This is a genomic window from Bacillus sp. JJ1127 (genome assembly GCF_036965845.1).
Classification (GTDB): domain Bacteria; phylum Bacillota; class Bacilli; order Bacillales; family Bacillaceae_G; genus Bacillus_A.
Genome location: NZ_JBALQK010000043.1, coordinates 41,029 through 53,977, shown reverse-complemented (window position 1 = coordinate 53,977; position 12,949 = coordinate 41,029). Strand labels below are relative to the sequence as shown.

Below are 12,949 nucleotides of genomic sequence, written 5' to 3'. Positions count from 1 at the left end.
ACAGGCTTTTTGTATTATTCTCGTACAATTCCATGACTTGATCCTACTAATACTTCTTTCCCTTTTTGATTACGATACACCGACTCTATAGATACCTTTTTATACCCCTCCATTTGTTCGACACTTATGAGAGTTACATCACAAGTAATTGTATCTCCAGTAAAAACAGGCCTGATGAATTCACTTACCAATTCCCGTGCTATGTAATGTAAGTCTCCACCAATTTTCGTACCTATGCTTGCAGTTAATAAACCATGCACCATTAAACGCCCCTGCTCATCATGCTCCATATGGTGTCTTCCTTTATCACCTGTAAGATGAGCAAATTCACGAACTTCTTCTTCTGTAAATGTTCTTTCATACTGAAGTGTATCCCCGACTTTTATATTCATTTTTATCCCCCTTTTAAATTTCTGAATTTTCTTTATAATATTAACATAAAAAAACTATAAAATGAATGATTGTTCATTTTATAGTTTTTAATCTTTCTATCGATGTCCCTGCTTTTTCGCTTCATGATAACCGTAATAAGCACATGTCCCATTCTGTGATAAATCTCGCACTTCAAATCCGCAACTACGATAAAAATCAAAATTATTAGCAGATGTATGGGCGAGCCAATCTCCATGGGGTAGTTTCTGCATACAAAGGGAAACGAGCTTCTTTCCTAATCCTTTTCCTCTATATTCACACTTCACAACTAAATCCATAATATTGGCAGCCATTATCTGGTCAGAAATGACACGAACCATCGCAATCATTTCTTCATCATCCCAAATCGTAAAAGCCCACGTGGAATTTTCAAATGCTATCGTAAATTTTTCAATTTGCCAAGATGGAATGCTATTGTTACTCCAGCCTGCATCTTCGAATAAACTTTTAATTGCATAAGCTGGTACACCTGTCGTTCCTTCTCGAATAATGAGCCCATTATGATAAATATACAATCCCATTCCCCCTTTTATTGCTATATACTATTCTTTAAGAGTTAAATATTACCTTTTTAAAAAGAGAAAAAGATGGGGAAATTATTATGTTTATTTTCTTTTACACTTCTTATGATTACCGTGCAAACTACTAATATAGTATTTTTGAGTCTATGGCTTCTTACATTACTTCCTTTACTTAAAAAGCAACATTATCATCATTTTGTATGGACTGCTCTTTTATTTGGGATTGGATTTTCCCTTTATTTATCTGCTATGAATCAAATTTCATTTTCTTCAAGAGAACTAACGATTATTGTAAAACGTCTTTGCCTACTTCTTGTTTTTGTGCCATTTCTCTTAGATGCTCTTGCACGCAAACAGCGGATATCTCTAAATTGGCATCCACCACAGTGGAATAATACTTTACGTATGCCTTTTATTTGGAGTGGACCTCATCAAGCGAAAATTTATATGTTTCTTATCATCGCAATTTCTATTAACATCATCACCTTTACACCTTTTCTACTGCAAAAAGAATGGTCTTACATACAACATATTTTGTTATTTGCTTTATTGTTTTCGATTATCAATGGTGTACTAGAAGAATGTATTTGGCGAGGAATCTTACTGCGTCATTTTTCAAATCAGCTTGGTGAAAAATGTGCTGTCGTACTTACAAGCATCGGTTTTGGTTTACAACATTACTCTTTAGATTTTCCTTGGAGTATTTGCACTGCATTCATTTTAGCTGGTGTATTTTATGGAGGAATTGTTGTGAAGTCAAAGAGTATAATACCAGCTATTATATGGCATGTAGTTTTAAATATATTAATGGTATTTAGTGGTCTCATTCTTTAAAAGAGCAGGATTTATCCTGTTCTTTTAATTGCATATACAAGAACATCTATTCCATGAAATGATGCTGTCTTCTCATAACTCATTCCTGTTTTTCGGGCAACAAAGATAGAAGCCGGATGATCCGGATTAATAAGAGAGATGAGCTTATTTAGTCTTAATGCTTGGAAGCCATAATCCCGGAACGCTGCCGCGGCTTCTTTTGCATATCCTTTCCCCCAATATTCTGGAAGTAACCAATAGCCAATTTCAATTTCTTCTTTTCCTTCTACTTGCTGCCTTACAAGCCCTGCATGCCCAATTGATATCCCTGTATCCTTTTCAATCATCAAAAATAATCCTAGACCATTTTTATAACCTGGAAGAACCCAGCTTTCGAGGCTTTTTTTACACTGCATATATGTTTTGGGAGTCCCACTCCCAATATAGCGCATCACTTTCTCATTTTGCCATAAGGAAGCGTAAAACTCTAAGTCATCCATCGTATACTTACGAAATTGTAAACGGTCTGTATGAAACATACCCTTACTCCTTTCTCGTAGATTCTCTTACTATAACTGAAATAGGCAATCGAATCTGCTGTACAGGTTCTCCTTGTAATTGTTTATACAATAAAGCAATAGAAGCTTTGGCTATATTTTTAATAGAAGTTTGTATCGTCGTTATATTAGGATTCATCATCATCGAAAGTTCTTGATTATCAAATCCTATAACACCAAAATCTTTCGGAATACAAATGTTCAATCTTTGTGCTGTCATAATCATGCCAGCAGCTATTTCATCACTGCCTGTAAAGATTGCATCTGGCGTGTTTTGCATGGAATGGATGCTATGTATCACCTTTTTTCCGTCCTTCAATCCAAAACAATTTGGAAATATCCATTCTTGCTGTAGCTGTAATGGATTTCAGAGTGTACAGTTTATGGTAAGCTTTATATCTATTATAAACGAGGTGACATAAAATATGGGAAAAATTCAAATTTCAGGAGAGGTTATTGAAACAAAAGCAATTGCCTTTGATAAAGATGGTACATTGTTTCAAGCTATTCCGTTTTGGCAAGAAATTGATAGACTACGAAAACAGAAATTTTCACAAATTGTTGGCGATACTGTTGTAGATGTAAAAATGGCCAAAGATGCTGGTAGTATTGCTGTAGGTATCGCTAATCATAAGCATGCTATAGAAGAATTAATGCCTTATGCGGATTTTATCATTACAGACTATAGTGATATACAAGTTTTAACGAAAAAAAAGCAGTAAACAAAAAACTTGTCTACTGTATACATTTCCTGAAAAATTTTATTTATGCAAAAAAACGCTATAAAAAGATCCACTCTTTTTGTAGCGTTTCATCTAGCAATCTTATTCATATTCGCTCTCCTCTAACCGATTGCGCAACTCTTTAGCACGTTTGAAAAAGAAAAATGATATACCTAAAAATAAAACAATGCCACCCATCATCGCCAAGAATTGCATCATTTCTCTTCCCTCATTAGGAAGCAATAAACCTATCATTAAAAATGTTCCTACCGCAAGAAGAACTTGACCGAAGCGAATATAATCTGCTATTTTCTGTTGTAATTCTTTCATACATCTACCACTCCTCTTTCTCACTGTATCATATTCTAATAGTTTCAGAGGCAAGTAAATACAACCAGTAAGGGAGAAGTTTTCCAAAGTAAAAAGAGCCGCTGCTAAGCGGCTCTTTCAAATTTTCTATACACCTTTATAAGCTTGCATATACACTTCTTTCAGCTCTGAAATCAGCGGTAATTTTGGATTTGCTGTTGTACACTGATCTTCAAATGCTCGTTCAGAAAGTACATCAATAACCGCTTCAAATGCTTCTTTTTCAACACCTTGGCCAGCAATGCTCATATTAATATTTAATTCTTTTCCAAGAGCAATAATGGCTTGTACTAATGATTCCACACCTTCTTCCACTGTGCTTGCTGGAAGCCCAAGCGTTCTCGCAATATGTGCGTAACGCTCATCTGCAACAAAGTGCTCATATTTTGGGAACAGTGCATGTTTTCTCGGTTTAATTGCATTATAGCGAATGACATGCGGCATTAAGATCGCATTCGCACGGCCATGCGGAATATGAAATTCCGGTCCAATTTTATGTGCCAAGCTATGGTTAATACCAAGAAATGCATTCGCAAACGCCATCCCAGCAATTGCTGAAGCGTTATGCATTTTTTCACGTGCTTCTTCGTCATTGCCATCTTTATATGCTCTTGGTAAATATTTAAACACAAGATCAATTGCTTTTAACGCTAAACCATCTGTGTAATCATTTGCCATGATAGACACGTATGCTTCAATGGCATGTGTTAATACATCCATTCCAGTATCTGCTGTTACATGCGGTGGTACTGTCATTACAAATTGCGGATCAACAATCGCTACATCTGGTGTTAATTCATAGTCAGCAAGCGGGTATTTTATATTGTTCTTTTTGTCTGTAATAACCGCAAATGGTGTCACTTCTGAACCTGTTCCAGATGTTGTTGGAATCGCAACAAACTGCGCTTTAGTTCCTAGTTTTGGATATTTACATGTACGTTTTCTAATATCTAAAAACTTTTGTTTTATACCAAAGAATTCTGTTTCTGGGTGCTCATAAAATAGCCACATTCCTTTTGCTGCATCCATCGCTGACCCGCCGCCAAGAGCAATAATAACGTCCGGTTTGAAGCTTCTCATCATTTCTGCACCTTTAAATACAGTTTCATCTGAAGGATCTGGTTCTACTTCAGAAAATATTTCTACTTTTACATCATTTCTATGTTGGGCTAAATAATGCGTTACTACATCAACATATCCATGCTGCACCATTCCAGCATCTGTTACAATGAATGCACGTGAAATGTTCGGCATACTTGCTAAATACTGTGTAGCGTGTTTTTCAAAATAAATTTTTGGTGGCAGCTTGAACCACTGCATATTCTTTTTTCTATTTGCAAGTCTCTTTACGTTCATTAAATGTGTTGCTGTTACGTTTTGAGATACAGAGTTCTTTCCGTATGATCCGCATCCAAGTGTAAGTGATGGAATGAAGGCATTATATACATCACCAATTCCGCCTTGTGATGACGGAGCATTTACGATAAGACGACATGCTTTCATACGTAAGCCAAACTGTTTTTGTATTTCCGGATTTGTAGAGTGAATAACCGCAGAATGTCCTAAACCGCCAAGCTCTAACATGTTTTCACAATGCTTCAATCCTTCTTCTAATGAATTTGCTTTTATACAAGCTAATACTGGACTTAATTTTTCACGAGATAACGGATAAGCTGCGCCGACTCCTTTAATTTCAGCTACAAGCATCTTTGTGTCTTCTGGTACAGTAATTCCTACTAATGCCGCAATATAATAAGGCGATTTCCCAACGATATCACTATTTACTGCACATGTATTCTCATTAATAACAAGTTTCTCTAATTTTTTTCGTTCATCTTCTGTTACAAAGTAACAATTGTTCGCTATCATTTCTTGTTTCACATCATTATAGATTTCTTTATCTACGATAATTGCTTGTTCAGAAGCACAAATCATACCGTTATCAAACGTTTTCGATAAAATCACATCATTTACAGCACGTTTCACGTTCGCTGATTTTTCCATGTAGCATGGAACGTTACCTGGTCCTACTCCTAGAGCTGGTTTACCAGTAGAATATGCTGATTTCACCATTCCTGCTCCTCCAGTTGCTAAAACAAGCGCTACACCTTCATGATTCATTAATTGTTTTGTTGCCTCAACAGAAGGCTTTTCAATCCATTGAATACAGTTCTCTGGTGCACCAGCTTTCACTGCAGCATCGCGCACTGTTTTTGCAGCAGCGATAGAACATTGCTGCGCTGAAGGGTGGAATGCAAAAATAATTGGGTTTCTTGTTTTCATCGCAATGATCGCTTTAAACATCGTTGTTGAAGTTGGATTTGTTACTGGCGTTACCCCAGCAACCACACCGACCGGCTCTGCAATTTCTATTACTTCCTCATGCGGATCCTCACGAATAATTCCCACTGTTTTGTCATTTTTTATGCTATTCCAGATATATTCAGTTGCAAAAATATTTTTAATACATTTATCCTCATATACACCGCGTCCCGTTTCTTCAACAGCCATTTTCGCAAGCGGCATATGTTGATCCACACCCGCAAGTGCCATTTCATGTACAATTTTATCAACTTGTTCCTGTGTAAAACCTTCTAATACTTGTAAAGATTTTTTACCATTATTCACTAACGTTTCAATCATTTCTGTTACTTCTTGCGTTTCATTTACAACTTTCTCTTTGACTACCATGTAATTTCCTCCTATTCTGCTATATGGACCCAAATAGTCCCTAAGGGTCTTAATAAGTCCATATTGGCGTAAAAAAATAGAGTTACTTTTCCTACATGAATCCCATTGTTTGTGAAACTTTTCACAAGTTTATGTGTGAACATTGTTTCATGAATCTAATATACACGAAATATTTTTATTTGTGTGTGTCTAATTTGTGAAATATTTCACAAACTGATCTAAAAACAAGCACCGCCCTATGTAGCAGTGCTTGTTCATTATGCTAACGCTTGTGCTAAATCTTCAATTAAATCTTCGCCATCTTCAATGCCAACAGAAATGCGAATTAATGTATCTGTAATTCCTAACTCTTTGCGGCGATCCGCTGGAATAGATGCGTGTGTCATTTGTGCTGGAATAGAAATTAAACTTTCGACCGCGCCTAAACTTTCAGCAAGTGTAAAGTACTGTACTTTCTCAAGCACTTTATTTAACGTTTCTTCACTGTCCACATCAAATGAAATAATCGCACCATATCCATTTGCTTGTTCTTTTGCTAATTCATGATTCGAATGTGATTTAAGACCTGGGTAATACACTTTATTTATTTTTGGGTGATTGTTTAAAAACTCAGCAATCGCACGTGAGTTTGTTTCATGCTCTTCCATACGGATTCCTAATGTTTTTAAACCACGAAGTAATAAGAAGCTGTCTTGTGGTCCAAGAATACCACCTGTTGAGTTTTGTACAAAATGAAGATCTTCTGCTAATTGTGGGCTATTTACAACAACTAAACCAGCAACAACATCACTATGTCCACCTAAATATTTCGTTGCACTATGAAGTACAATATCTGCCCCTAGAGAAATTGGTGACTGCCAGTATGGTGTCATGAATGTGTTATCAATAATTGTTAGTAAACCTTTTTCTTTTGCAAATGTAGAAATTTGCTTAATATCCGTAATTTTTAATAATGGGTTTGTTGGTGTTTCTACATAGATTGCCTTCGTATTCGGACGAACTGCCTCTGCTACCTCATTTACATTTGTTGTATCTACAAATGTATGTTCAATACCGAAGCGATTTAATACTTTTGTAATGACACGATATGTTCCGCCATAAACGTCATCTGTTAAAATGACATGATCCCCTTTTGAAAACAACATAATCGTTGCTGTAATAGCAGCCATTCCTGAACCAAACGCAAAGCCTGCATGACCGTTTTCTAATACAGCAATCATTTCTTCTAATGCTGCACGCGTTGGATTACCTGTACGTGAATATTCGTACCCTTGATGTTTACCAACTGCTTCTTGTCTATACGTACTTGTTTGATAAATTGGTACGTTTACAGATCCAGTTGAGGGTTCTCCTATGCGAATACCATGAATTAACTTTGTTTTTGCTCTCATTTTTATTCCCATCCTTTGTATATGTCTTTGCTTAAATAACGCTCACTACTATCTGGAAAAATCGTGACAATATTCGTACCTGGTTTTGCCTTTTCAGCTTCTAATAGGCTTGCATGAAATGCCGCACCTGAAGAACTACCAACAAGAAGGCCTTCTTTCTGTGCTAACTCTTTCACGCGTCTAAATGCATTTCGATCAGAAATGGTATAAATTTCATCAAAATAAGACGGTTTTAAAAATGGTGGAATGAATTCAAGACCAATTCCTTCTGTTTCATGTGAACCAGCCTCACCACCATTTAAAATAGATCCTTCTGGTTCTACAATTACTGTTTTAATTTCACGATTTTGTTCTTTTAAATAAGACGCAGTCCCCATAAATGTACCACCAGTACCTGCACCTGCCACAAATATGTTAATTTCTCCATCCAATGCTTCCCACAGCTCAGGGCCTAATGTTTTGAAATAAGCGCGTGGATTTGCATCATTTGCAAATTGACTTGGAGAGTATGAATTTGGAATTTCTCTTACTAATTCTTTTGCCTTTGCAATTGCACCAGTCATCCCTTGTTCAGTTGATGTATGCACAACCATTGCACCGAGTGCTTTCATTAGCTCTTGTTTTTCAACGCTAAACTTCTCAGGCACACAAACAATAACACGTAAATTATGCTCTAGTGCAGCAAGTGCCAGTCCAATACCAGTATTCCCCGCCGTTGGCTCAATAAGCGTTCCACCTTGTGTCACGAGCCCTTTTGCTAGTGCATCTTCAATCAATTCTCTTCCTAAGCGATCTTTCACGCTTCCACCTGGATTATAAAATTCAAGCTTTGCAAATAAACGAACGCCCTCTGGAAGTGAAAAGCGAGTAATTTCTACAATCGGTGTATGACCGATTAATTCGTGAACCCCGCGATACACCTTCATCGTGTTTCCTCCTTATTTGCCAATAAAAAAAGGCAACTGTTTGTATTTTCTTTATATGAGACAGTTGCCTTTTTGTTACATTATTTTAACTCTTCTAGTACTTTTACAATAAAGTTTGTAGAATGAAGAGCTGCTTGATCTAAAAATTGATCAAATGAAACGTTTGACTCTTTACCAGCAATATCAGAAAGTGCACGAATAATCACAAATGGAACTTCATATTGATGGCATACTTGTGCAACCGCTGCAGCTTCCATTTCTACTGCGTAAAGGTTTTCGAATTTATCACGGATTGCTGCAACTCGGTTTGGATCACTCATAAATGAATCACCTGTTGCAATCATCCCTTTCACAACTTGAATATTTTCTTCCGCTTTCATACATTTCTCTGCTAATGCAACTAATGCCTCATCAGCTTTAAATCCTGGCGGCATTCCTGGCACTTGACCATATTCATAATCAAACGCAGTTACATCTACGTCATGATGGCGAACTTCAGTTGAGATAACAACATCCCCAACATTTAAAGATTGGTGGAATCCACCAGCTGAACCTGTATTAATTACTTTTTCAGGCTGGTATCTCTCTAATAAAATTGTCGTTGACATCGCTGCGTTCACTTTACCGATACCAGACTTTAACAAGATTACTTCATGTCCCGCTAATGTCCCTTTCGTGAATTCACAACCTGCAACGATTTCTGTTTCTGCCTGTTCTAATTTGTCACGTAAAATACGTACTTCTTCTTCCATTGCTCCAATTACAGCAATTCTCAATCTAATCCCTCTTTCTATTGCTTAGTTGCCTCCATTACCCACACGAAATGATTTAATCTCGAAAACGTTACATGGAAGCCATTGTTTTCAAAAATAGATTGCATGATCGGAATACGTGTATAGTATTCTGTTTGCAAATCATTCGCTAACTGATGAAAACCTCTTTGTTTTGCGGCTTCAACAGTTTTATCATACGCTTCTTGATCTGCAAATATCGTATCAGCAAAGACTATTTTACCACCTTTGTTCAACAATTGACTATATTTCGCAATTGCCACATCTTTTTCAGCATCTGTTAAATGATGAAATGCATAGGTACTTACAATGGTATCAATAGTATCTGGGACATCAAATTTGAGAAAATCTCCCTCTGTAATTGAAAATTCTTTCGGCAATTTTTCTTTTGCAATAGCACGCATTTCACGTGACGGTTCTATACCGTAAACAGTATGGCCGGCAAGTAATAATTTATTTGTTAAATTGCCAGTACCAACACCAAATTCTAATACATTTCCAAACGATTTGTTTACTACATCCTCTAAAATGTCCTCATAATGGGCGAAAACTTCTTTATATTGTATATCTTCGCCTTGTACGAATGAATCATACGTATGAGCCCATTCATCAAATAAACCATTAAATTCTGTACCCATAAAGAATTCCCCTTTTTCTTATCGGTTTTATCAGTATGATATGCCTTCTTTGTAAAAATGTCAATCGAAATGTACATGGTATTTCCTTCTTTTCTTTGTTACACTAGACTTGATTATGTAGAGAGGGGCGGTCTTTATGTCATTTACCTTTGAGATGTTAGAAGATAAAGTAGAATTTTTTGAGGCAGCAAACTTAGTTTCTTTAGAAAAGAAAATTAACGAACAAATTGATAATAACAAAGCACTTATGCTAGAAGTTCATCACATTTCTCATCAAATGATTATGGATCCTGAAAGCAAAAGACCTTATTATAGTGCTGTTGTTCATTTTAAATTAAAAAAATTACGCTAACAAAAAAGAGAGAGGTTATAAGAACCTCTCTCTTTTAGTTTAGAGTTTGAACAAGCGTTGGTTTCCAACCCTCATTGTCTACCCAGTCAATATTTACATAGTATTTTTTCCCAGTTTGCTTATCTTGAACATTACCGTATGCTTTATTCTTACCATTATTTCCAATACGATGAATAATCAATTGATCTACTGGCACTTCAATTGCAGAGGCAATTGCTTGATTCATTTCATTCCAATCTGCTGATCCTTTTTGAAATGTCATTGCCGGTGTTGTACCTTGCGTTGTACCTACTGGTTTCCAAGAAGGTTTTGTATAAGCATCCGTTGCCTTTGGCTGTGTTTTTTCAGCTGGTACCTTTTCGTTTGCTTTTGCTGCTTCTTCAGCCTTTTGTTTCTCTTCTTCAGCTTTTTTCTTTGCTTCTGCTTGCTCCTGTTTCTTCGCTTCTTCCTTCTCTTTCGTTTTCTCAGTTTTATTATCCTTTGTTGTTTGCTGAGATGCTTTATTCTCTTTCGAAGATGCTTGTTCTGTCGTATCAGAAGTAAAGAATATTTGGTACGCTACAACAATGACTGCTAGCAATACGATAGCAATCGCAATATTTAAAACACCGTTTTGACGACGTTTTTGTTGTTTCTCTTGGAATCTAGATCCTCCTGCCATTCTTTCAAACCTCCATGCAGTTTTTCCTACTTGCTATTGTAACATTAAATCTAAAAAGGTTGAACAATTACAATGATATTTTCATGAAATGAAAACATTTAGTAAACTATTGCAAGATTACTTCTAGTCTTCCAAACGCGCAATTTCTTCCACGAATTCTTTAAAAATCGGTGTTACACGATTTTGGTCATTAGCGGTTTCTATGTCGACTACAACTAAAGCATACCTTGGATTTTCATAGGGAAAATAACCCGCAAACCAACGATTTACCCGATTTCCTTTTCCTGTTTGTGCAGTCCCAGATTTTCCAGCGATAGATAAGGGCGATGATTGAAAGACCGAACCAGTCCCTTTCTCCATTGTTACTACATTTCTTAATAATTCTTGTACTTTTCTTACCGTTTCATAAGGAAGTTGTCTTCCTTCCAACTTATGATCTTCAAATTGAAAAAAACTCGTTCCGTTTTTATATCGTACTTCTTTTACAGCCTTTACTTCCCGCTTCTCTCCACCGCGGGCAATCGTTGCCATCATATTTGCAATAGCTAAAGGGGATATTCGCACATCCTTTTGCCCAATTGTCGTTTGAGCAATCGCTTTATGACTGCCTTTATTTTCTTCCCCATTCCAAACAATCGCATCCTTTTCTTCTGGCAATTGTTTAAACTCCGTTGTATGGAACACGGAACCCTTCCATCCAACTTCTCCGCTTGCTCCTAACGCCTCTAAATATGCTTCTATCACCTTTTTATCCTTTTGCATCAATTCGTTACCAAGCACAGCAAATGTGCGGTTACAGCTTCTAGCAAAGCTGTCTTTAAAGTTTAATTGGCCCATCCTAACTTGCGGAAGTTTTTCACCATATGGATCTGTATCACAGTTAAACGTACGGTTACGCTGAACAAGATTTTGATCAATTGCCGCAGCAGCTATTACTGTCTTAAAAACAGAACCAGGAAAATGAGGCGTTAACATTTGGTTTTCCACCGCTTGCTGATATGTACGCTCATCATTCGTCTGTAAAGATGGTTTACTCACCATTGCTAAAATTTCACTCTTTTTCACATCAAGTAGTACTAATCCACCTTTTTTTATTCCATGCATTTGTAGAAGCTCTTCTGCTTTTTGTTGCAATGATTTTTCTATCGTTGTTTGAATCGTAACGGGATAAAATGGATTTCCAGGGGATGTATATTTTGCTTGTTTTCCAAAAATCGGTTCTCCCTGCCTGTCTACTTGATATAATACTTTTGTTTCTCCATCAGTCATTAGAAATTCATCAAATGATTGTTGCAATCCGGAAATACCAATCGGTGTTTGGCTAGGTAACTTTTTCATCTCTCCGTATCGTTTTTGAAATTCCTTCTCGTTTTCTCCTACTGCACCGATTACATGTTCTGCTTCTGATATTTGTTTCATCCTGACTTCAGTTGCTACCATACCTAACATATCAGCACGATTAATCTTCTCCATCTGTTCTTTCGTTAACCGGAACGGTCTATCACCTCTTTGAAATATAAATGGTTTCTGTTTATCCTTCATTTGTGCCTTTACGTCTTGCCCTGGCACACCAATAATATGCGTAATTTTCTCTAACATGTCATTTTTTATTTGTAGAAATGGAAAAATAACTAACACTGGATATTTTACTTCACCAAGTTCCGTTCCATTTCGATCAACAAAATGCCCCCTACCGTCATCCACTGTAACTGCTTGTGTACGCTGAGCAACACTTTTTTCAATTAAATTGATATGCTTATCCGTAAATGACTCAGTAGCTATCAGTTGTATTTGTGCTAGCCTACCAAGTAATGCGAGCATCATACATGTAAAACAGAGTAAGGTGATCATAATTCTCCGCTTGATTTTCATAAAACAACACCTCGTCTATTTTAGTTTAGACGAGGTGTTGTTCCTTTTATACAAAACATAATGAGCGTTTGTATCTTTCTTGCTACCATGATACTACAAGTCAGTGTCACAAATAGCGGGCTAAATATTGTTTTTCTTCCCTATAAAAGGCAATTACCCCAAAGTCTTGAGCACATGTACGAAATAAGAAAGACTAAAATAATAAAAAAGGTT

14 protein-coding genes and 1 pseudogene are annotated in these 12,949 nt (G+C 36.5%); 3 read left to right on the top strand and 12 right to left on the bottom strand.

The annotated features are described in order from the left end of the window. Positions 1-14: 14 nt before the first annotated feature. Positions 15-392 carry a MaoC family dehydratase gene (locus V7183_RS05460; protein ID WP_097896994.1) on the bottom strand — a complete coding sequence of 126 codons (378 nt, stop codon included), beginning with the start codon at positions 390-392 and terminating at the stop codon, positions 15-17. A 96-nt stretch (positions 393-488) separates the two neighbouring features. Further along, positions 489-947, bottom strand: coding sequence for a GNAT family N-acetyltransferase (locus V7183_RS05455; RefSeq protein WP_097896995.1), 459 nt, complete (start codon positions 945-947; stop codon positions 489-491). Between the two features lie 72 nt (positions 948-1,019). On the opposite strand from V7183_RS05455, the gene V7183_RS05450 reads away from it, so the two are divergent. Continuing rightward, a complete protein-coding gene (locus tag V7183_RS05450; RefSeq protein ID WP_335358932.1) occupies positions 1,020-1,787 on the top strand; it encodes a CPBP family intramembrane glutamic endopeptidase in 768 nt (255 codons plus the stop codon). Positions 1,788-1,798: 11 nt separating this feature from the next. Here the strand turns inward: V7183_RS05450 and V7183_RS05445 are convergent, their stop codons facing one another. Together V7183_RS05445 and V7183_RS05440 are read right to left on the bottom strand one after the other, a co-directional pair. Next, positions 1,799-2,305, bottom strand: a complete 507-nt coding sequence (locus V7183_RS05445) for a GNAT family N-acetyltransferase (protein WP_335358931.1) — start codon at positions 2,303-2,305, stop codon at positions 1,799-1,801. Positions 2,306-2,309: 4 nt separating this feature from the next. Next, a pseudogene (locus V7183_RS05440) lies at positions 2,310-2,666 on the bottom strand (substrate-binding domain-containing protein); the annotation flags it as partial. An 82-nt stretch (positions 2,667-2,748) separates the two neighbouring features. On the opposite strand from V7183_RS05440, the gene V7183_RS05435 reads away from it, so the two are divergent. Then, positions 2,749-3,045: an HAD family hydrolase gene (locus tag V7183_RS05435; protein WP_097896997.1), complete on the top strand. Its 297-nt coding sequence runs from the start codon at positions 2,749-2,751 to the stop codon at positions 3,043-3,045. 102 nt (positions 3,046-3,147) lie between these two features. Here the strand turns inward: V7183_RS05435 and V7183_RS05430 are convergent, their stop codons facing one another. The 6 genes from V7183_RS05430 to V7183_RS05405 form a co-directional block, all read right to left on the bottom strand. Beyond that, entirely contained in the window at positions 3,148-3,375 is a 228-nt protein-coding gene (locus tag V7183_RS05430) for a YrhC family protein (protein WP_335358929.1), read from the bottom strand. Between the two features lie 126 nt (positions 3,376-3,501). Then, a complete protein-coding gene (adhE, locus tag V7183_RS05425) occupies positions 3,502-6,105 on the bottom strand; it encodes a bifunctional acetaldehyde-CoA/alcohol dehydrogenase (protein WP_335358928.1) in 2,604 nt (867 codons plus the stop codon). A gap of 257 nt (positions 6,106-6,362) precedes the next feature. Then, entirely contained in the window at positions 6,363-7,496 is a 1,134-nt protein-coding gene (locus tag V7183_RS05420; RefSeq protein WP_335358927.1) for a bifunctional cystathionine gamma-lyase/homocysteine desulfhydrase, read from the bottom strand. 2 nt (positions 7,497-7,498) lie between these two features. Next, positions 7,499-8,422 (bottom strand): O-acetylserine dependent cystathionine beta-synthase, encoded by a 924-nt coding sequence (locus V7183_RS05415; protein WP_097897001.1) that lies wholly within the window; start codon positions 8,420-8,422, stop codon positions 7,499-7,501. A gap of 80 nt (positions 8,423-8,502) precedes the next feature. Beyond that, the gene (gene mtnN, locus V7183_RS05410) at positions 8,503-9,198 is read right to left on the bottom strand and encodes a 5'-methylthioadenosine/S-adenosylhomocysteine nucleosidase (protein WP_097897002.1); all 696 of its coding nucleotides are present in this window, start codon (positions 9,196-9,198) and stop codon (positions 8,503-8,505) included. Positions 9,199-9,212: 14 nt separating this feature from the next. Beyond that, positions 9,213-9,851, bottom strand: a complete 639-nt coding sequence (locus tag V7183_RS05405; protein ID WP_335358926.1) for a class I SAM-dependent methyltransferase — start codon at positions 9,849-9,851, stop codon at positions 9,213-9,215. A gap of 136 nt (positions 9,852-9,987) precedes the next feature. Here V7183_RS05405 and V7183_RS05400 point away from each other — a divergent pair, with 136 nt between their 5' ends. Then, positions 9,988-10,203: a YrzA family protein gene (locus V7183_RS05400; RefSeq protein WP_002015268.1), complete on the top strand. Its 216-nt coding sequence runs from the start codon at positions 9,988-9,990 to the stop codon at positions 10,201-10,203. Positions 10,204-10,237: 34 nt separating this feature from the next. On the opposite strand, the gene V7183_RS05395 is transcribed toward V7183_RS05400, so the two are convergent. Further along, entirely contained in the window at positions 10,238-10,864 is a 627-nt protein-coding gene (locus tag V7183_RS05395) for a YrrS family protein (RefSeq protein ID WP_097897004.1), read from the bottom strand. Between the two features lie 123 nt (positions 10,865-10,987). Then, entirely contained in the window at positions 10,988-12,736 is a 1,749-nt protein-coding gene (locus tag V7183_RS05390; RefSeq protein ID WP_097897005.1) for a peptidoglycan D,D-transpeptidase FtsI family protein, read from the bottom strand. Positions 12,737-12,949 lie beyond the last annotated feature (213 nt).